The organism is Rodentibacter sp. JRC1 (assembly GCF_020521555.1).
GTDB classification, from domain to species: domain Bacteria; phylum Pseudomonadota; class Gammaproteobacteria; order Enterobacterales; family Pasteurellaceae; genus Rodentibacter; species Rodentibacter abscessus.
Genome location: NZ_BPWA01000001.1, coordinates 434967 through 454621 on the forward strand (window position 1 = coordinate 434967; position 19655 = coordinate 454621).

General features: G+C 41.0%; 18 protein-coding genes and 1 pseudogene. 7 read left to right on the forward strand and 12 right to left on the reverse strand.

Features of this window, described 5'->3' with window-relative positions; translation table 11 throughout:
- Positions 1-15 precede the first annotated feature (15 nt).
- The 3 genes and pseudogenes from HEMROJRC1_RS01925 (at position 16) to HEMROJRC1_RS01935 (ending at position 4606) form a co-directional block, all read left to right on the forward strand.
- Positions 16-1431 (forward strand): basic amino acid/polyamine antiporter, encoded by a 1416-nt coding sequence (locus HEMROJRC1_RS01925; RefSeq protein ID WP_226691379.1) that lies wholly within the window; start codon positions 16-18, stop codon positions 1429-1431.
- A gap of 188 nt (positions 1432-1619) precedes the next feature.
- Complete coding sequence (locus tag HEMROJRC1_RS01930; protein ID WP_374707299.1) at positions 1620-2978, forward strand: DASS family sodium-coupled anion symporter; 1359 nt, start codon at positions 1620-1622, stop codon at positions 2976-2978.
- Between the two features lie 320 nt (positions 2979-3298).
- A pseudogene (locus HEMROJRC1_RS01935) lies at positions 3299-4606 on the forward strand (nucleobase:cation symporter-2 family protein).
- 40 nt (positions 4607-4646) lie between these two features.
- Here HEMROJRC1_RS01935 and HEMROJRC1_RS01940 read toward each other — a convergent pair.
- The 4 genes from HEMROJRC1_RS01940 to HEMROJRC1_RS01955 all read right to left on the reverse strand — a co-directional run bounded on the left by HEMROJRC1_RS01940 (position 4647) and on the right by HEMROJRC1_RS01955 (position 8230).
- Complete coding sequence (locus HEMROJRC1_RS01940) at positions 4647-5111, reverse strand: threonine/serine exporter family protein (RefSeq protein ID WP_226691381.1); 465 nt, start codon at positions 5109-5111, stop codon at positions 4647-4649.
- Between the two features lies 1 nt (position 5112).
- On the reverse strand, positions 5113-5883 hold the full coding sequence (locus HEMROJRC1_RS01945; protein WP_226691382.1) for a threonine/serine exporter ThrE family protein: 771 nt from the start codon (positions 5881-5883) through the stop codon (positions 5113-5115).
- 124 nt (positions 5884-6007) lie between these two features.
- A complete protein-coding gene (locus tag HEMROJRC1_RS01950; RefSeq protein WP_226692909.1) occupies positions 6008-7270 on the reverse strand; it encodes an HlyC/CorC family transporter in 1263 nt (420 codons plus the stop codon).
- A gap of 174 nt (positions 7271-7444) precedes the next feature.
- Positions 7445-8230, reverse strand: coding sequence for an inner membrane protein YpjD (locus tag HEMROJRC1_RS01955; protein WP_226691383.1), 786 nt, complete (start codon positions 8228-8230; stop codon positions 7445-7447).
- A 142-nt stretch (positions 8231-8372) separates the two neighbouring features.
- Here HEMROJRC1_RS01955 and ffh point away from each other — a divergent pair, with 142 nt between their 5' ends.
- Positions 8373-9761, forward strand: a complete 1389-nt coding sequence (ffh, locus tag HEMROJRC1_RS01960; RefSeq protein WP_226691384.1) for a signal recognition particle protein — start codon at positions 8373-8375, stop codon at positions 9759-9761.
- 236 nt (positions 9762-9997) lie between these two features.
- Here the strand turns inward: ffh and yidC are convergent, their stop codons facing one another.
- The 4 genes from yidC to rpmH are packed head-to-tail and all read right to left on the reverse strand — an operon-like array spanning position 9998 to position 12350.
- Positions 9998-11620, reverse strand: a complete 1623-nt coding sequence (gene yidC, locus HEMROJRC1_RS01965) for a membrane protein insertase YidC (protein ID WP_226691385.1) — start codon at positions 11618-11620, stop codon at positions 9998-10000.
- Positions 11620-11880 (reverse strand): membrane protein insertion efficiency factor YidD, encoded by a 261-nt coding sequence (yidD, locus tag HEMROJRC1_RS01970; RefSeq protein ID WP_194812595.1) that lies wholly within the window; start codon positions 11878-11880, stop codon positions 11620-11622. Before yidD ends, yidC begins: the two co-directional genes overlap by 1 nt.
- The gene (gene rnpA, locus HEMROJRC1_RS01975) at positions 11844-12203 is read right to left on the reverse strand and encodes a ribonuclease P protein component (RefSeq protein WP_226691386.1); all 360 of its coding nucleotides are present in this window, start codon (positions 12201-12203) and stop codon (positions 11844-11846) included. The genes yidD and rnpA overlap by 37 nt, the downstream gene beginning before the upstream one ends.
- Positions 12204-12215: 12 nt before the next feature.
- Positions 12216-12350, reverse strand: coding sequence for a 50S ribosomal protein L34 (gene rpmH / locus HEMROJRC1_RS01980; protein WP_005539760.1), 135 nt, complete (start codon positions 12348-12350; stop codon positions 12216-12218).
- A gap of 316 nt (positions 12351-12666) precedes the next feature.
- Here rpmH and dnaA point away from each other — a divergent pair, with 316 nt between their 5' ends.
- From dnaA to recF, 3 genes are read left to right on the forward strand one after another with little or no spacing between them, the layout of a single operon-like run.
- On the forward strand, positions 12667-14031 hold the full coding sequence (gene dnaA, locus HEMROJRC1_RS01985) for a chromosomal replication initiator protein DnaA (RefSeq protein ID WP_226691387.1): 1365 nt from the start codon (positions 12667-12669) through the stop codon (positions 14029-14031).
- 9 nt (positions 14032-14040) lie between these two features.
- Positions 14041-15141 carry a DNA polymerase III subunit beta gene (dnaN, locus tag HEMROJRC1_RS01990; RefSeq protein WP_226691388.1) on the forward strand — a complete coding sequence of 367 codons (1101 nt, stop codon included), beginning with the start codon at positions 14041-14043 and terminating at the stop codon, positions 15139-15141.
- A gap of 1 nt (position 15142) precedes the next feature.
- Complete coding sequence (gene recF, locus HEMROJRC1_RS01995) at positions 15143-16225, forward strand: DNA replication/repair protein RecF (RefSeq protein ID WP_226691389.1); 1083 nt, start codon at positions 15143-15145, stop codon at positions 16223-16225.
- 223 nt (positions 16226-16448) lie between these two features.
- Here recF and iscX read toward each other — a convergent pair whose 3' ends face one another.
- Genes iscX through HEMROJRC1_RS02015 form a run of 4 tightly spaced genes read right to left on the reverse strand, consistent with a single transcriptional unit; the run spans position 16449 to position 19596 of the window.
- A complete protein-coding gene (gene iscX, locus HEMROJRC1_RS02000) occupies positions 16449-16646 on the reverse strand; it encodes a Fe-S cluster assembly protein IscX (protein ID WP_226691390.1) in 198 nt (65 codons plus the stop codon).
- Positions 16646-16987 carry an ISC system 2Fe-2S type ferredoxin gene (gene fdx / locus HEMROJRC1_RS02005; RefSeq protein WP_226691391.1) on the reverse strand — a complete coding sequence of 114 codons (342 nt, stop codon included), beginning with the start codon at positions 16985-16987 and terminating at the stop codon, positions 16646-16648. The genes iscX and fdx overlap by 1 nt, the downstream gene beginning before the upstream one ends.
- A gap of 38 nt (positions 16988-17025) precedes the next feature.
- Positions 17026-18885, reverse strand: coding sequence for a Fe-S protein assembly chaperone HscA (gene hscA, locus HEMROJRC1_RS02010; RefSeq protein WP_226691392.1), 1860 nt, complete (start codon positions 18883-18885; stop codon positions 17026-17028).
- Between the two features lie 24 nt (positions 18886-18909).
- Positions 18910-19596: a DUF2625 domain-containing protein gene (locus HEMROJRC1_RS02015; RefSeq protein ID WP_226691393.1), complete on the reverse strand. Its 687-nt coding sequence runs from the start codon at positions 19594-19596 to the stop codon at positions 18910-18912.
- Positions 19597-19655: the final 59 nt, after the last annotated feature.

Below are 19655 nucleotides of genomic sequence, written 5' to 3' on the forward strand. Positions count from 1 at the left end.
TTTCAGGAAAGCATTATGTCAAACAAAAAAATCGGCTTACTATCATTAACTGCATTGGTATTAAGTTCTATGATTGGCTCCGGTATCTTTAGCTTGCCACAAAATATGGCTGAAGTTGCAGGTGCCGAAGCCTTGATTATCGGTTGGATCATTACCGGCGTAGGAATTATTTTTCTCGGTCTCTCGTTCTTTTTTATTTCCCGCTTGCGTCCTGAATTGGACGGTGGCATTTACACTTATGCACGTGAAGGCTTTGGTGAACTGATGGGCTTTATGTCCGCTTGGGGATATTGGTTATGCGCGACTATCGGTATCGTAGGGTATTTAGTGGTTGCCTTTGAAGGCTTAGGAATGTTTACGGATAGTGAAAGTGCGGTCATTTTCGGACAAGGAAATACGTTTTCCTCTTTTGTGGGTGCTTCCATTATTGTATGGCTCGTGCATATTTTAATTGCCAAAGGCGTAAAAGAAGCCGCCACGGTCAATCTTATCGCCACCTTTGTAAAAGTATTTCCTCTCATACTATTCATTTTGCTTGCTTTGTGGTATTTCAACCCCGAAACCTTTAATCACGATGTAAAAGCCACGGCATTAAACAATAGCGTGACGGATCAAGTAAAAAATACGATGTTAATTACCCTATGGGTATTTACCGGTGTGGAAGGTGCGGCAGTATTATCGGCACATGCGAAAAAACGCTCGGATGTAGGGCTTGCCACAGTATTAGGCATTTTAATCGCTTTAGCACTCTATGTCGCTATCACCGTACTTTCTCTGGGGATTTTACCCCGTGAAACCATCTCTGCGATGTCAAATCCGTCTATGGCAGGCTTATTGGAAACAATGATCGGTGGCAGCGGTAAAGTGATTATTACCGCCTGCTTAATTGTCTCCGTACTTGCCTCATACATTAGTTGGACGATGTTTTCAACCGAAGTGCCTTATCGCGGAGCAAAAAACGGTGCATTTCCCCAAATCTTCGACAAACTCAATAAAAACGGTACACCAATCAATTCCCTTTTCTTTACCGGTTTTGTGGTGCAATTTTGTTTAGTTTTAGTATTCCTCACAGGAAAAAGCTATAACGCATTATTGCTTATTTCCACCTCAATGATCCTAGTCCCTTACTTCCTCATTGGGGCTTATTTATTCAAACTGGCGATACGACAAAATGCGGCTTGGTATATCAAACTTACCGGCTTTATGGCATCAGTTTACGGCTTATGGATTTTATATGCGGCAGGATTGGGGTATTTGTTGCTTTCCGTATTGTTATATGTGCCGGGAATTATGCTTTTTCTTTACTCCCGCTATCAATATCAAGGCGGAAAACTTAATCTAACAGGTTGGGAAAAAATCATTTTATTTATCATTGCCTTGCTGTTTATTTGGGCAATCTATGATGTATTCGCAAGTGTAACTTTGGGATAATACTAAAAAGTGCGGTCAAAAATCCTTGTGTTTTTGACCGCTCATTCTTTTGATACGAATCAATTCTTCATCGTTTTTCCATTTTTGAAAACCTTGCCTATGCTATAATTCATCGCCTTATCAATGATCATTAAGGAATATTTATGCAACAAACACCGGTGACGATAAAATCGCCAAACCGTGATGTAATGAGTAAAAATACCATTATCTTTATTGCAGATGCGGCACTTTTCTTCATTTTACTTGCAATACTCCCTTTTGAATCGGCAGCCAATAAAGGCTTAGCACTGCTCGCTTTCGTTGCGATTTTATGGTTAACGGAAGCCGTAAACGTAACGATCACCGCACTTTTTGTCCCTATTCTATCCGTGCTACTTGGATTAGTGAATAGTCGCCAAGCCTTAGTTGCGTTTGCAGATCCTACGATATTTCTTTTCTTCGGTGGTTTTGCCATTGCAACCGCTTTGAATATACAAAAAATAGATCAAATGATTGCCAATAAGATTATGCAACTGGCAAAAGGTCGTTTATTTCTGGCGGTGCTTTATCTTTTTGTCGCAACGGCGTTTCTTTCAATGTGGATGAGTAATACGGCAACCGCCGCAATGATGATTCCGCTTTCAATGACTATCTTAAGCCAGCTTGATCGAAACAAAGAGCGTAATACCTATATTTTCGTGCTACTTGGTATTGCTTATAGCGCCACCATCGGAGGTATGGGAACGCTTGTAGGCAGCCCGCCAAATGCTATTGCCGCTTCTCAGCTACATTTAGATTTTGCCGATTGGTTGAAATACGGTACACCGGTGATGAGTCTCCTATTTCCATTTGTTATCGGTTGGCTCTATATCATCTTTAAACCAAAGTTAAACTTACATTTTGATGCGGAATTCGCCAAAATCAAAATGAATAAAAAACGCGTTCTAACTCTCATTATTTTCTTTATTACGGCATTTTTATGGGTTTTCGGCGGTTACATTAATCCGTTTCTCTCAACACTATTAGGGCTTCCAACTACTATCGGTAACTTTGACAGTATGGTCGCACTAACCGCAGCGATTGCTATTTGTGTTACCGGCATTGCCAGTTGGAAAGAAATCCAAGAAAACACGGAATGGGGCGTATTATTCCTATTCGGCGGCGGCTTAACATTAAGTGCCGTGTTGGAAAGCTCGGGTGCAAGTAAAATTATGGCTGAAGGGATCGTGTTTATCATTGAAGGCGGTCATTACTATGTAATGGCATTAATTGTTGCGGCGTTTATTGTGATTCTTACGGAATTTACCTCAAACACTGCAAGTGCCGCCCTCCTTGTACCGATTTTTATATCCATCGCTCACGCATTAAATATGCCGCCATTAGGTTTTGCTCTCACTATCGGTCTTGGCGCATCTTGTGCGTTTATGATGCCGGTAGGCACACCGCCGAATGCCATTGTGTATGCAACCGGAAATGTAAAACATTCGGATATGATCCGCGTGGGCAAATACATTGACTTAACCTGTATATTTATTATCGCAACAATTGCGTATATTTTCTGGATGTAAATCTTTTTTAAACGCAAAGTGCGGTCAAAAATCACGATATTATGCATCAGTTGCACAAAGAGAATGTTATCTCCAATATTTCTTGGTGTAGGGTGCGTTAGGCAAAGCTGTAACGCACCGTTTCGTCATTAAATCTTGTTACTTGGTGCGTTACTTTGCCTAACGCACCCTACGTATGGATTAAAAACAGCCTTTTGTGCGATTGCTACATAACACCGTTCTTTTTGACCGCACTTTCTTTTCGAGTCACTATGGCAAACGATTGCCTTTGTAGAAATTTTACGTATAATTCGCGCTTTCCTGCTAACTAAGGTTCCATTATGAATAATCAACTTCTTTACTCTGTTGAAGACAAACCGCCTTTTGGGCTCAGTTTGTTGCTTGCCGCACAACATTTGTTAGCGGCTCTTGGCGGTATTATTGCCGTGCCTTTAGTGATTGGTAATGTGTTAAAACTGCCAACCGAAGATACCATTACATTAGTCAATGCCGCCCTGTTAATTTCCGGCGTGGTGACCATAATTCAATGTCGTGGTTTGGGGCCGATTGGTATCCGTTTACCAAGCGTGATGGGTACAAGTTTCACCTTTGTCGCTGCGGCATTAGCCATCGGTTTTAGTGAGCACGGTGTCGCTGGGATTTTAGGCGCTTCGTTAGTGGGATCTTTGGTGATGATTATCGGTAGTTTCTTTATGCCGTATATTCGCAAACTTTTCCCACCTGTGGTAACCGGTACCGTAGTAATGATGATCGGTTTAAGCCTCATTCCCGTTGCCGTGGATTGGTTTGCAGGCGGGCAAAGAGGTGACGCCAATTATGCAACTCCTGAAAATTTAATGATGGCAAGTTTCGTATTAGTCATTGTTGTGGTACTGGTGCAATAGGGAAAAGGAATTTTCTCTGCTGCGGCGATTGTTATCGGAATGATGACAGGTTATTTGCTTTGTCTCCTTCTCGGTTGGGTAAATTTTGATGGCGTAACAAACGCACAAACTTTTGCTGTTCCACAACCATTACATTTCGGTCTAGCCTTCCCAATCTCCGGAATTATCGGAATGTCAATTGCTTACTTAGTAACCATTGTGGAATCAAGTGGTAATTTCCTTGCTTTAGGTAACGCAACCAATACCGAAATTACCGGTAAACATTTACGTGGCGGAGTGCTAGCAGACGGTTTGGGCTCTGCACTTGCCGCCATTATGTCCACAACACCATTCTCTTCTTTCTCGCAAAATATCGGTGTTATTTCCTTAACCGGTGTAGCAAGCCGCCACGTGGTTGCTCTCACGGGAGTATTACTCGCACTAGCTGGGTTATTCCCCGTATTCGGTGCATTAATCGTTTCCATTCCATTGCCGGTGCTTGGTGGAGCGGGTTTGATGATGTTTGCAATGATTATCGCGGCCGGTATTCAAATGCTGGATAAAGTTGAACGCAGTAAACGCAATGGCTTAATTATCGCCATTTCTATCGGTTGTGGCTTGGCAGTTACAACCCGTCCGGAACTCCTTGATAAATTACCGCACTTTTTTAAAGAAGTTCTCGGTTCCGGTATCACTGTCGGTTCATTATTTGCCTTAATTTTGAACCTCATCTTGCCGGAGGATAAAAACACGGCAAAAGAATAAACGAAAAAGAAAAACACGCTGTAATGCGTGTTTTTTAGTTTTATACCACCGGCTTTTGTCGATAAAAAATCAACCCCGGTAACGCAAGTCCAAAAACCAATGCACCAAGAATAAATGTGGTATTTAGAAAAGCATTCATCATTTGCTCCAATAATTCGTCGGAATAACCATAATGATGAATTTGCACAAGCGAAATCATCGCTTTATAAGCATGAACACCAGGGATCATTGGAATAATCGCAGCTACGGTAAATGCTTTAGGATGTGCTAAATAATAATGAGATAAGCGCACACCGATAAAACCGACAACACAAGAAGCAAAAAAGGTCGAAAATACAATCGGCACATCCATATGTAATAAGAGCGTACGTGTAACATGTCCTAGTGCGCCCAATATCGCACAGTATTTTAGGGCTTTTTGAGGAACATTAAACACCAAAGCGAATCCGACAGCCGGAATTGCAGCAAAAAACATATCATCAAGTAAACTCAGTAAGAATATCATCCTATTGCCCCCAAGTTGTAATATGTAATACCCCCAATGCCAGTACAATACCAAGACAAGCACCAAAGGTTAAAATAGTGGCAATAGTCCAACGTCCTACGCCCATATTGACATATCCCTTCAAAATATCCGCCAAAGAATTAATTAACGGAAATCCCGGTACGAGTAACAATACACTGGATGCCAATGCTATTTGAGGCTCGTTTCCCCAACTATATTTTAGGCTTATACCGGAAATTAGAGAGGCAACAAATGCAGTGATAGAAAACACGATAAACGGATTATAATGACGTTTTGAAAATTCCTGACGAACAAACATAGCCACAGCCGAAGCCACAAAAGTTATCAGGCAAATCAACCAATCACCTCCTGATAAATGCGCGAATGAAGCACAAGACAAACCAATCATAAAAATCACTAAAGTGCGGTCATATTTTAGAGGTTTTAAGTTATCCAGTTTCTTTTGGGCGATATCCAAATCGTATAATTTATGTTCTACGGCAATAACAATACGCTGAACATCCGTAACCATCTGCATATTAATACCTTTATCCGTATTTTTACGTGCCGTAGTAATACAGTGTTGATCCGATAATGTCGTGATCACGATCGCATTTGCCGAAAGTGCACATTCCACACTTTCTACACCAAGTGCGGTTCCCAAACGTTGTGCCATTTGCACGACCAGACTACTTTCTGCGCCATGCTGTAACAATAACAATGCCGTTTGCACACAAGCCCGTGTAACGGCACGTTGATACTCGTGTTCCATATTCTTATATCCGATTAAAAACTAGCGGTAAAATTTTACCTCTTCCATTTAAAAACATTTCAAAAACAAACCGCACTTATGATCCAAATCAAAAGTGCGGTTAAATTTTTTCGTGTTTTTTAGATTAAAGTTTCACGACTTTCGCTTGCTTAATCATATTATCTGCTACTTCTAAAATCGTAATTTGCAAACCTTCGATTTCGCAAACCGTGCCTTCATCGGGAATTTCTTCTAAATGTTCGAGAATCAAACCGTTAAAAGTTCGGGCATCTTCCGTATCTAATTCCCAACCGAACATTTTGTTTAGATCACGTAGATTTGCCGAACCATCAATAATGATTGAACCGTCAGATTGTTGCGTAACTTCTTCATCAATGGTTGGCGCAGTGGAAGTCGTAAACTCCCCCACGATTTCTTCCAAAATATCTTCTAATGTCACCAAACCTTTGATGTCACCGTATTCATCCACCACTAAGCCGATACGCTCTTTGTTGGAGCGGAAGTTCGCAAGCTGAGTTTTTAACGGCGTACCTTCCGGAATAAAATACACTTCATCCGCCGCTCGAATTAACGTTTCCTTAGTAAATTCATTTTTTTCCAACAATAAACGGAATGCTTCACGCACACGCAAGATACCGAGTACTTGTTCATCAAGGCTGCTTTTATAAAGCACCACACGATTATGAGCGGCGTGATTAAGCTGGCGCATAATCGCTTTCCAATCATCATCAATATCAATACCACCGATTTCATTGCGTGGAACCATAATATCATCTACCGTTACTGTTTCCATATCAAGAATAGAAAGCAACATTTGCGGGTGCTGTTCATCCGGTGTGGCTTCTCCGGCTTCCGTCACAATGCTTCTTAATTCTTCACGGCTAATCACTTGTTTTTGCATATCCGGCTTTAAACCGACAAGGCGCATAAGAGATTTGGTAAAAATATTCATTAGCCACACGACAGGATAGAAAACTTTTAACAAGATTGCCAAAATATGGCTTGAAAATAAGCTTACTTTTTCCGGATGCATTGCCGCGACGGTCTTTGGAAAGATCTCGGAAAATACCAACATAATAAAGGTAAGTAGTCCTGTTGCAATCGCCACACCGGCATCACCATATAAGCGCATACCTATCATCGTTGCAATGGCAGAGGCACTAATATTCACAAGGTTATTAAAAATAAGGATAAAACTTAGCAGGGTATCGGGGTTCTCAAGCAATTTTTCGGCTTTTTTAGCCCCTTTGTTACCTTGTGCGGAAAGAAAACGTAAGCGATATTTATTAAGAGAAAGCAGCCCTGTTTCCGAACCGGAAAAATATGCAGAGAGAATTAAACAAATGATGAGAGTAATAAATAAACTACTAAGGGGGATACTATCCAAGGGGAAATCCTTTTGTTGATTAATCATAACCCGTAGGACACGCTAAATATTTGTGCCTGAAACTTTGCTTCAATCAGCCTACGGAACATTTAGTGTCAGCGATTGATAACGGTATCTCCGCTACAATATAAAATCATCTGACGATAAAGGCGAACATATCGGTTCGCCCTTATTTTAAATCAATCGACTACCGAAATAAGCAATCGTGAGTAAGATAATACCTGAAATAGAGTAAATAATCATCCTTTTTCCGCGCCATCCGAGTTTCCAATGGCCGAAAAGAGCAATACCAAACACAAGCCAAGCCAGAAATGAAAAGATGCCTTTGTGAATATTTTCCACGGTTAATACATTCATAGAATGATAAATGCCTGAAATTAAGGTTAAAGTCAGCAACAATTCTCCCGTTGCAAATAAATGGGAAAAATGACGCTCCACGGTCATTAATGAGGGTATCACCGCTGAAAAGGCGGTTTTTTTGGCTTTGAGACTACGATCAATCCAAGCTATCTGAATCGCATAAAGGGTTGCGATAACACAAACGGAATAGGTAAAAATCGACAAACCGATGTGAAACAACATCGCCGAATCTTGATTTAACAATCGGATAAGATGGCTTGGCATAAATGTCGCCAAAATAAGATTAAGAACGGAAAAGGAAAATACAATCGGCAATAAAAACCAAATCGAATTAACGATCAACATTGCCAACACCGCCAACGCCGCAATGCTCACACTCATCAATGAACTGATTTCCACAAGGGTAAAGGTGTGTAATTCCGCCAGTTCCCGCAACGAAGGATAAAGACTTGCCGCGTGAAAAATAATACCTGTAAGTGCGGTCAAAAAAAACGGCATTTTTCTCGGACGGTATTGGGCTTTATCTGCGGAATTAAGTAACGGCAGAATCATTAAAACGCTCGCCAAATAAAAAAGTATCGAAAAAATAGCAAACCACATAATTCATTCTCGCTTATTAGGAATAATTCGTATTTTACCGTTCTCATCAATGATTCGCTATAAATTTATTTGAAATGATGAAAAACGCCCAAAATTCGGTATAATCACGACAATTTTTTTGAATAAAAAACAGGATTTTATTATGTTTGAGAATCTTTCCGATCGCCTCTCAAAAACACTACGCAATATTACAGGTAAAGGTCGCCTGACTGAAGATAATATTAAAGATACGCTGCGTGAAGTGCGTATGGCATTACTGGAAGCGGATGTGGCATTACCGGTGGTTCGCGAATTTATCGCTAAAGTGAAAGAAAGTGCCCTAGGCGAAGAAGTCAACAAAAGTTTAACACCGGGGCAAGAATTCTTAAAAATCGTTCAACGTGAACTTGAAAAAGCCATGGGCGAATCCAACGAAAGTTTAAACCTTGCCACTCAACCGCCGGCGGTGATCCTAATGGCCGGTTTACAAGGGGCGGGGAAAACGACCAGCGTTGGAAAGCTTGCAAAATTCTTACGCGAACGTCATAAAAAGAAAGTATTGGTCGTATCGGCGGACGTGTACCGCCCAGCCGCTATCAAACAACTTGAAACCTTAGCACAATCCGTGGGTGTCGATTTTTTCCCGTCTGATGTAAAACAAAATCCGGTAGATATTGCCAAAGCAGCCCTTGCCGATGCAAAACTTAAATTCTACGATGTACTCATTGTGGATACTGCCGGTCGCTTACATGTTGACAGCGAAATGATGGAGGAAATTAAACAAATCCATATGGCATTGACCCCGATTGAAACACTATTCACCGTAGATGCTATGACAGGTCAAGATGCGGCAAATACAGCCAAAGCCTTCAATGAAGCTTTACCACTAACCGGCGTTATTCTAACCAAAGTAGATGGTGATGCACGTGGCGGGGCGGCATTATCGATTCGTCAAATCACCGGTAAACCGATTAAATTCTTAGGGGTTGGCGAGAAAACCGAAGCCCTTGAGCCATTCCATCCGGATCGTGTAGCCTCCCGTATTCTTGGTATGGGTGATGTACTGTCGCTTATTGAAGATCTTGAGCGTTCAGTTGATCGCGAAAAAGCGGAAAAGATGGCACAAAAATTCAAAAAAGGGGATGCTTTTACTTTAGATGATTTCCGTGAACAACTTGTCGAAATGAAAAAAATGGGCGGTATGATGTCTATGTTGGAAAAACTGCCCGGCGCAAAAAATTTACCGGATCACGTAAAAAATCAAGTAGATGACAAAATGTTCATAAAAATGGAAGCCATTATAAATTCTATGACGCTAAGAGAGCGCGCCAATCCGGAGATCATCAAAGGCTCTCGCCGGCGCCGTATTGCATTAGGCTCCGGCACACAAGTGCAAGATGTGAACAAATTACTCAAACAATTTGATGAAATGCAAAGAATGATGAAAAAAATGCGTAAAGGCGGTATGTCAAAAATGATGCGTGGAATGCAAGGCTTAATGGGCGGCGGTATGGGCGGTCTCGGCAAACTAGGGGGAATGTTTAAACGCTAAAAACAATAAAGTGCGATCAGGAAAATCAAAATTTTTTCGGAATCATGTAACAGTAACACAATCTATTATTTTTGAATAACGTAAACCGTGTTCCTGCATCATGCAAGTGACGAATAATACCGAATTTTTGACCGCACTTTTTACTATTAGACGAAAGTCGAACTATAGTAAAAAAACTCTCATAAAAATTTTTAGTTGGCAGTAAAAAAGCACCTATTAGGTGCTTTTTTTGATTCTTATTTTTTACTGGAATGTAACCCTTTTTTCTCTAATCCACGGTAGATTAATTGCTGCTGTACGATAGTAATTAAGTTAGATACTAACCAATAAAGTACCAGTCCCGCCGGGAACCAAAGGAAGAAAAACATAAAGATCAACGGCATAAAATTCATCACTTTTTGTTGCATCGGATCAGCCACCGGTGTCGGCGACATTTTCTGCAACAAGTACATAGAAATCCCCATTAAGATCGGCAGAATATAATACGGATCTTGTGCGGATAAATCTTGAATCCAACCAAAGAACGGAGCATGGCGAAGTTCAACCGCTTCCATAAACGTCCAGTACAATGCGATGAAAATCGGCATTTGGAGAAGAATCGGTAGACAACCGCCTAATGGATTTACTTTTTCTTCTTTATAAAGTTTCATCATTTCTTGGCTCATACGTTGGCGATCGTCACCGAAACGTTCACGCATTTCCTGCATTTTCGGTTGCAACATGCGCATCTTCGCCATAGAAGTATATTGTGCTTTCGTCAATGGATATAAAATGGCTTTCACCACAATAGTCACACAGATAATCGCCAAGCCCCAGTTAGATACGATACCTTGAATAAAGGTCAATAACCAGAACAACGGCTTCGCAATAAACCAAGCCCAACCATAATCAACAGTTAAATCCAAGTGATTTGCCACTTTTGCCATTTCATTCTGAAGTTTTGGCCCTGTCCATAAAGTGCTGGAAATTGTTTCTTGTGCACCGGATGGAATTGTTACGACTGAACCACGATAACCTATGGAAGCAACATTATTTTTGCTATCTGTAATCGTATAAAATTGATTATCGACATCTTGATTCGGAATCCATGCAGACACAAAATAGTGTTGCAGCACAGCCACCCAACCTGCTTTGGTGTTAATTGAAAGATTTGCATCTTTCATATCGGAAAAGCTGTATTTTTTGTAGTTGGTTTCAGAGGAAGAATAGGCTCCACCGGTATAAGTCGGCATCGCTACGTTACCGGAGCTTTCTACAAGTGTATGTTTTAACTGACCATAAGGCTCGACTTCAATCGCTTCGCCACTTTGGTTATTGATTTTGTAATCCACTCCCACATCATAGCTACCACGTTTTAAAACAAATACTTTTTGATAGGTCACACCGTCTTTTTCAAAGATTAACGGCACGGAAAGCGAATCCTGACCTTCCGCCAGTTTAAAGCTATCGCCTTCAATTTGATATTGCGCACGACCTGATTTCGTATCAATACCATTTTTACCAATCAAACCGCTTTGCGCAATATATACGTGTTCCGGAGAATCTTTTAACAACACAAAAGGCGTTTTAGAATCTAATTCCGAATCATATTTTAACAATTCGGAACTCACCACATCACCGCCCAATGTATCCACTTTCAAGCGGAAAACATCATTTTCTAAGGTGATAAGGCGACCTTTAACTTGTGAATTAGTCGCAATTTGAGCGGATGAAGAAGAACTTGCAGGGACATCTGAAGTCATTGAAACCGTTTGTTCAGCTACCGGCGGTGGAGGATTTTTATCCATTTGCCATTGCTGATAAACAAGGAAAGAAATAAAAATTAGTGCTAACACTAACAGGCTACGTCTTGAGTCCATTATTTTTTCTCATCATTATTATTAATCTTCGGCGGAACGGGATCGAATCCACCGGCATTCAAAGGGTGACATTTTAATACACGTTTTAATGTAAGCCAACCACCTTTTAGCGCACCGTGTGTTTTTAACGCCTCAATGCCATAACACGAACAACTTGGTACAAATCGACAACGAGGACCAATTAGAGGACTAATGGTAACCTGATAAACACGAATTAAGCCAATTAAGATTTTTGCGCCAAACGAACGTGTCGCATCCATAATTTTTCCAGTGTCTGATAAAAAGTTGCATTATCGAGCCTACCAATTCCCCCTTTTGCCACAAAAACAAAATCATAAGCGGGAAGATGATGTTGCGATAAACGAAAACTTTCACGCACCAAACGCTTTATTCTATTGCGATCATGCGCACGTTTTAAATGTTTTTTGGCAACGGTCAAACCTAAGCGGGGGTGCTCAAGATTATTTTTTCGGGCTAGTATAGTGATTTCAGGGGTGCTGGCTCGAAGCGGCTGTTCGAAGACATATTTGAATTGGGAGGGAGTCAACAAACGCAACTCCCTAGGAAAGTTTAGCTTAACCACTGAGTACAGCGATTATGCAGATAAACTTTTACGACCTTTAGCACGACGACGAGCTAAAACTTGACGGCCGTTTTTTGTTGCCATACGGGCACGAAAACCGTGAGTACGGCTACGTTTTAATACAGAAGGTTGAAATGTACGTTTCATTGTAATCTACCTAAGTCAGAAATGTTTTAGTGTTTTGAATCCAAAACAAGAGTTATAAAAATAGAGCGCGATTTTACTTATAAATCAGGCTTACGTCAAACAAAGAAACGGATTTTTGTAAAACAAATTTCCATTCCTTTAAAAATCGGGGCGATTATACGGATTTCAGGCAAAATCTCAAGCCACCTTTTTTGTTTTGTGTTTTTTCTTTTTCGACGGAAGATTTTTTCCCGAGATTATTGTAAAATTCACGGAAATTTTTAACCGCACTTTAAACAACAATATTACAAGCAAAAATAACTAAGGATAATTTATCGTGAGCCTTTCCAATCTTTGGCAAGATTGCCTTTCTCAATTACAAGATCAAGTTTCCGCTACCGATTTAAGTACTTGGCTGCGCCCTTTACAGGCGGATATTATCTCTAACGATCAAATTATCCTTTATGCCTCCAATATGTTTGTAAAAGGATGGGTTGAAACCCATTATTTAGCGCAAATTCATCAAATTTGCCAAGCGCTTGCGCAAAACCCCAATTTACAGATTATTTTAAAAGAAGGGGTGAAGCCTACGCCTAAATCAGCTCCTATTTCACCGACAATATCTCAATCGATAGAAAGTGCGGTCAATTTTGAGCCTAAAATTGAAAAAGCGTTGAAATTTGAATCTCATCTCAACACCAAACATTTATTTGAAAATTTTGTAGAAGGTAAATCAAACCAACTTGCGCGTGCAGTAGGGCAAAAACTGGCGCAAGCGCCGGGTGAAGCCGCCGCAAACCCGTTCTTTTTATATGGTGGAACAGGCTTAGGTAAAACCCACTTATTGCATGCTATCGGTAACGGTATTTTAGCGAACAAACCCAATGCTCGCGTTCTTTATATTCACGCCAACAATTTTATGCAGCATATGGTAAAGGCGATGCGCGATAACAATATGGAACAATTTAAAAAATTTTACCGTTCCTTAGACGCATTGCTTGTCGATGACATTCAATTTTTTGCTGAGAAAGAAAAAACCCAAGAAGAATTTTTCCATATTTTCAATAACTTATTTGAGACCGGTCGGCAAATTATTTTAACTTCTGATCGCTATCCCAAAGAAATCGAAAAAATTGAAGAACGTTTAAAATCACGCTTCGGCTGGGGATTAACCACTGCCATTGAACCACCTGATTTAGAAACGCGCGTTGCTATTTTGTTGAAAAAAGCCGAAGAACATCAAATGTATTTACCGGAAGAAGTGGCATTTTTCATAGCACAGCGCTTACGCACCAATGTACGTGAGCTTGAAGGTGCGCTCAATCGGGTAAAAGCAATGCAGGATTTCAGAGGCGGTGAAATCAATATTGATTTTGTGCGTGAAACCTTAAAAGATATTCTTGCTTTACAAGAGCGCTTGGTCACTATTGACAACATTCAAAAAACCGTGGCGGAATATTATCGAATCAAGGTATCGGATTTAAAATCCAAAAGTCGTCAGCGTTCTGTTACACGTCCACGTCAAATCGCAATGGCGCTCGCCAAAGAACTGACAAACCGCAGTTTGCCTGAAATCGGACGGGCATTTGATCGGGATCACACAACAGTTCTCAACGCTTGCCGTGAAGTTCCCAAATTCCGTGAAAAAGATAACAGTATTCAAGAAGATTGGGCGAATTTAATTCGTACCTTATCTGCATAAGGAGCCATCATGCAATTTAATATTTCAAGAGAAAATCTATTAAAACCTTTACAGCAAGTTTGTGGCGTATTAAGCAGTCGCCCGAATATTCCTGTGCTAAACAACGTATTACTCCATATCGAAGACAATCAATTAACGATCACCGGCACGGATTTAGAAGTTGAACTTTCCAGCCAAACACAGCTTTCTTCTTCCTCTGCAAATGGCACTTTCACTATTCCGGCAAAAAAATTCCTTGATATTTGTCGCACCTTATCGGATGAATTTGAAATTACCGTTACTTTTGAAGAAGACCGTGCAATTATACAATCCGGAAGAAGTAAATTTAACCTCACAACCCTACCGGCGGAGGAATATCCGAATTTAACCGATTGGCAATCGGAAGTAGATTTTGCCTTACCGCAAAATACATTACGCCGTTTGATAGAAGCCACCCAATTTTCTATGGCTAACCAAGATGCGCGTTATTTCTTAAACGGTATGAAATTTGAAACGGAAGGCAACTTACTTCGCACCGTAGCGACTGATGGGCACCGTCTCGCCGTTTGTACTATTCCGCTGGAGCAAGAATTACAAAATCACGCCGTCATTTTGCCGCGGAAAGGGGTTTTGGAACTAAACCGTCTATTAGAAAGCAGTGATGAACCCGCACGTTTACAAATCGGCACAAATAACCTTCGTATTCACCTCAATCACATTGTTTTTACCTCAAAACTCATTGATGGTCGTTTCCCTGATTATCGCCGCGTACTACCACGTAATGCGACCAAAATCGTAGAAGGCAATTGGGAATCATTAAAACAAGCTTTTGTTCGAGCCTCAATTCTTTCTAATGAACGCGTTCGTAGCGTTCGCTTAAATTTAAGTGAAAACCAACTAAAAATAACCGCCTCGAACCCTGAGCACGAAGTCGCAGAAGAAATTGTCGATGTCGCCTACTCCGGTGAGGAATTAGAAGTCGGTTTCAACGTCACTTACATTTTAGATGTATTAAACGCATTAAAATGCCAACAAGTACGTATTCGCTTAACGGATGCCTCATCAAGCTGCTTAATTGAAAATTGTGAAGATAGCAGCAGCGAATACGTGATAATGCCAATGCGTCTGTAAGATGGCTATTACCCGCTTATTTGTTGAAAAATTTAGAAATCTAAATGCCGTGGATCTGGAATTGGATCACGGCTTTAACTTTTTGATGGGAAATAACGGCAGCGGAAAAACCAGCCTACTTGAAGCGATTTTTTATTTAGGCCACGGGCGCTCTTTTAAAAGTGCGGTCACAAATCGCATTATTTCTTACAATGAACCTCACTTTACGCTTTTCGGACAAATTCAAGAAGGGCAGCACCAATGGTCAGTCGGGTTACAGAAGCTACGACAAGGAAATACCCTCGTAAAAATCAATGGTGAAGACGGCAATAAAATCGCTGATCTTGCTCATTTGCTTCCTATGCAGCTCATCACCCCGGAAGGTTTAACATTATTAAACGGCGGCCCAAGTTATCGCCGAGCCTTTCTAGATTGGGGATTATTTCACCATCATACCCACTTCCATTCCGCTTGGAGCAACCTGAATCGTTTGTTAAAACAACGAAATGCAGCCCTGAATCAGCTTCAACCTTATGAAGCGATAAAAGTGTGGGATATTGAATTGGCAAAACTTGCACATCAAGTCAGTGATTGGCGGACCGAATATGCCGAAGCATTACGTCCGGAAATAGAACAAACTTGTCGGTTATTTTTACCCGAGTTAGAAATTAACGTAAGTTTTCATCAAGGTTGGGATAAAAATATCGAATACGGCGATTTACTTCTCCAAAATTTTGAACGTGATAAAGCCTTAGGTTATACCTTTTCCGGTCCCCAAAAATCCGATTTTCGTTTTAAAGCCAACGGATTGCCGGTCGAAGATGTCCTTTCACGCGGTCAATTAAAATTGCTAATGTGCGCCTTACGCCTTGCCCAAGGGGAGCATTTAATGAAAGAAAAACAGCGTTCTTGCATTTTCTTAATTGATGACTTCGCTTCCGAGTTGGATCAATTCAAACGCGCCCTACTTGCAGAACGCTTACAACAAAGTAATTCGCAAGTGTTTGTAACCGCCATCACCCAAAGACAACTAAAAGAAATGCAAATGAAAACATCGGGATTATTTGAGGTGAAAGAGGGCGTAATTAGTCCATTGGCAAAATGAAAATAATTTCATTATGCCGGTAGGGGCGGCCCCTGTGTCCGTCCCCACAACATTTTGTATAAGGCTGCATAATACTGGAAAAAATTGACCGCACTTTTTATTAAACATTTAGAAAGAACTTTCTTAATCCACTATTTCGTTAATCTCATTACAACAAAAGATCGTACAAATGAAAAAACCGCCAAGAAAATTCAAGGCGGTTTTATTTCAATGCTTTTAAACACTAATCTTCATACTCTTCCAACCATTTTAATAAAATGGCTTCAAGAATCGCTTCATTAGATTTTTGCGGATCATCATCAAAACCTTCCAATTCGCAAATCCATTGATGTAAATCCGTAAAACGAACCGTTTTCGGATCAAGTTCCGGATTACGATCATATAATTCTTCTGCGATAAGTTGTGCTTCGGTCCACTTCATTAATGTGCCGCCTCATTTGCATGGTTAAGATTATATTTTGGAATTTCCACGACCAGATCTTCATCGCCGACAACACATTGGCAAGAAAGGCGACTGTCCATTTCTAACCCCCAAGCCTTATCTAGCATATCTTCTTCTTGATCGCTTGTGTCATTTAAAGAATCAAAACCCTCGCGGATAATGACATGACAAGTGGTACAGGCGCAAGAACCGTCACAAGCGTGATGAATTTCTACACCGGCATTATGCGCCACCTCAAGTAGGTTATCACCTGCAGCGGCATCCACCACCATACCTTCCGGACAAAATTCTTCATTTGGTAAAAAAATAACTTTTGGCATAATACTTTCCTCAAAATAATTTAAAATTTGACCGCACTTTACGGTTTCTCAATTTCTGTGACATTCTTACCGGCAAGAGCTTTATTAATTGACGCATTCATTCTGCGTGCAGCAAATTCCTGTGTCGCCGCATCCAATGCTTTAATTCCTTGTGTAATCGCATCACGATCCGAACCTTGTTTTACTTCTATGAGTTGCTTTAATATCGCTTCAATATGATGAAATTCTTCCGTGCTAAGCAATTCTGCACCATCTGCTTGTAAGGCAACAATAACACTTTCAATCACTCTTTCGGCTTCTACACGCTGTTCTGCAAGTTCACGTGCTTGTAAATCTTCTTGCGCATTATCAAAAGAAGATTTAATCATTGCCGTCACTTCTTCGTCTGTCAAACCATAAGAAGGTTTAATTTGAATAGAAGCCTGCACTTTGGTTGATTTTTCCATTGCCGTAACACTTAACAAACCGTCTGCATCCACTTGATAAGTCACACGAATATGTGCCGCACCGGCTGCCATCGGTGGAATGCCGCGTAAAGTAAAACGACCTAAAGAGCGGCAATCCCCAACAAGCTCCCTTTCGCCCTGTACGACGTGAACGGTCATTGCGGTTTGACCGTCTTTGAAAGTAGTAAATTCTTGCGCGCGGGCAACAGGAATTGTGGTATTACGAGGAATAATTTTTTCCACTAATCCGCCCATCGTTTCAATACCTAAGGACAGCGGCACGACATCAAGCAATAGCATATCGGCTTCCGTTTTATTGCCCACCAAAATATCCGCCTGAATCGCCGCCCCAAGCGCAACCACTTTATCCGGATCAATGGAAGTCAATGGTGTCTTACCAAAAAACTCGCCCACCTGTTCACGGACATAAGGTACACGTGTCGAACCGCCAACCATTACGACTTCCTGCACTTCATCAGCCTCTACATTGGCATCTTTTAAAGCGCGACGACAAATCAGTAACGAGCGTTTCACAAGCCCGTGAATTAATTCATTGAATTGTTCGCGCGTAAGCACAAGCGAAAAATCTAACCAAGAAATGACCGCACTTTCCGCATTACTCAAGGCTATCTTGGCTTGATTCGCAAGCGTTAAAAGCTCACGCTGTTGATTCGCATTTTGTGGTTGAAATTGGGTTTGCTGCGACACCCAATCCGCAATTAAATGATCGAAATCATCACCGCCTAATGCGGTATCTCCGGCGGTTGCCAATACTTCAAATACACCTTTGGATAAACGTAAAATAGAAATATCAAAAGTACCGCCACCTAAATCATATACGGCGATCACCCCTTCTTGTCCGCTATCTAAGCCGTAAGCGACAGCGGCTGCCGTAGGTTCATTCAACAAGCGTAATACGTTTAAACCGGCTAAACGGGCTGCATCTTTGGTGCTTTGACGCTGTGCATCATCGAAATACGCCGGTACGGTGATCACCACACCGGAAAGTTCGCCCCCTAAACGCTGCTCGGCGATATGATTTAAACGTGTAAGAATGTCTGCAGAAACTTCTATCGGACTTTTTTTCCCCTGTGCAGTCACAACTAACGGTAAGCCGTTTTCACTTGCTCTAAATTCGTAGGGAAGTGATGAATAACGAGCCTGTACATCGGCAAGACTACGACCGATCAAACGCTTTACCGAGATAATCGTATTTTTTGGGTCGGAAGAGGCATAAGCAAAGGCTTCTGCGCCGACTTGTCTTTGATTTTCACCGTAATACACCACTGAAGGAACAAGGCTACGCTCCAGTTCATCATTTAAGATCATCGCTTGGCCGCTACGCACTGCCGCTACAAGGGAATTAGTTGTTCCTAAATCGATCCCTACCGCTAAACGGTGCTGATGCGGTGCGGCAGTTTGCCCGGGTTCTGCAATTTGTAATAATGCCATAATATTTCTTTTCTATTTCATTGGTTATGCGACAGAATATGCCATTTCAAATTTTTCTTTCTCTGCAAAAGAAGCGTTATAGTGGGTTTCAATATTCACTTCTCGTTTTTGTCGTTGGTCAATTGCCATGCTTTTATCTTCTGCTAAATCAGGTGTAAACACAAAAACCTGATTGCCATCTAGTTGTCTTACATCCTCTTGCCAACCTTGCCAAAATAGCCCTTGATAGAAGGCTTCAAGATCGCCGTTTAATGCCCAAGCCAAAAATTCCGTATAGGTGAAATTTAAGTTATGCCAATTTAAATCTTTCGGTGAAAAATAATAAATTTTTCCGAAATGTTCACCTAATGAGCCGCCATTCAATGCAAAATAACCACCGATGACATCATCGGCAACCAATAAATATTTTGGTTTTTCACCCGATTTACTGAAGGACTTACTAAAATTCCAATCCATTAAGCCACGAGGTAATTTAAAACTACCTGAACCTAAAATCCGCAGCCACCCATAATGAATTAAAATACCACCGGTTTCATAAATCACCGCCCCCATTGGAGAGGAAGTCGGCATTTGCATGGTAAAAAGTTCACGCTCGGCACTGGACTGATCTTTTTTGATGACCAGACAATCATTCCGCGCCAACTCAATCCATTGGGAAAGGGTTGGCCAGACGGAATGTTCGGAATCGGTTAGTTGTTCGAGAGTTTGCATAATTTATAAACTATATCGTAAAACATAGAAAATTTTCGCTACCATGGTATCAATCGCAA

What these genes read in the sequence shown, in the direction of transcription:
- HEMROJRC1_RS01930 (WP_374707299.1), top strand. Translation starts at nt 1,620, where the DNA reads ATGAGTAAAAATACCATTATCTTTATTGCAGATGCGGCACTTTTCTTC.
- rpmH (WP_005539760.1), bottom strand. Translation starts at nt 12,350, where the DNA reads ATGAAACGTACATTTCAACCTTCTGTATTAAAACGTAGCCGTACTCAC.
- yidC (WP_226691385.1), bottom strand. Translation starts at nt 11,620, where the DNA reads ATGGACTCAAGACGTAGCCTGTTAGTGTTAGCACTAATTTTTATTTCT.
- fdx (WP_226691391.1), bottom strand. Translation starts at nt 16,987, where the DNA reads ATGCCAAAAGTTATTTTTTTACCAAATGAAGAATTTTGTCCGGAAGGT.
- HEMROJRC1_RS02015 (WP_226691393.1), bottom strand. Translation starts at nt 19,596, where the DNA reads ATGCAAACTCTCGAACAACTAACCGATTCCGAACATTCCGTCTGGCCA.
- HEMROJRC1_RS01925 (WP_226691379.1), top strand. Translation starts at nt 16, where the DNA reads ATGTCAAACAAAAAAATCGGCTTACTATCATTAACTGCATTGGTATTA.
- dnaN (WP_226691388.1), top strand. Translation starts at nt 14,041, where the DNA reads ATGCAATTTAATATTTCAAGAGAAAATCTATTAAAACCTTTACAGCAA.
- HEMROJRC1_RS01945 (WP_226691382.1), bottom strand. Translation starts at nt 5,883, where the DNA reads ATGGAACACGAGTATCAACGTGCCGTTACACGGGCTTGTGTGCAAACG.
- HEMROJRC1_RS01955 (WP_226691383.1), bottom strand. Translation starts at nt 8,230, where the DNA reads ATGTGGTTTGCTATTTTTTCGATACTTTTTTATTTGGCGAGCGTTTTA.
- iscX (WP_226691390.1), bottom strand. Translation starts at nt 16,646, where the DNA reads ATGAAGTGGACCGAAGCACAACTTATCGCAGAAGAATTATATGATCGT.
- ffh (WP_226691384.1), top strand. Translation starts at nt 8,373, where the DNA reads ATGTTTGAGAATCTTTCCGATCGCCTCTCAAAAACACTACGCAATATT.
- HEMROJRC1_RS01940 (WP_226691381.1), bottom strand. Translation starts at nt 5,111, where the DNA reads ATGATATTCTTACTGAGTTTACTTGATGATATGTTTTTTGCTGCAATT.
- recF (WP_226691389.1), top strand. Translation starts at nt 15,143, where the DNA reads ATGGCTATTACCCGCTTATTTGTTGAAAAATTTAGAAATCTAAATGCC.
- yidD (WP_194812595.1), bottom strand. Translation starts at nt 11,880, where the DNA reads ATGGATGCGACACGTTCGTTTGGCGCAAAAATCTTAATTGGCTTAATT.
- hscA (WP_226691392.1), bottom strand. Translation starts at nt 18,885, where the DNA reads ATGGCATTATTACAAATTGCAGAACCCGGGCAAACTGCCGCACCGCAT.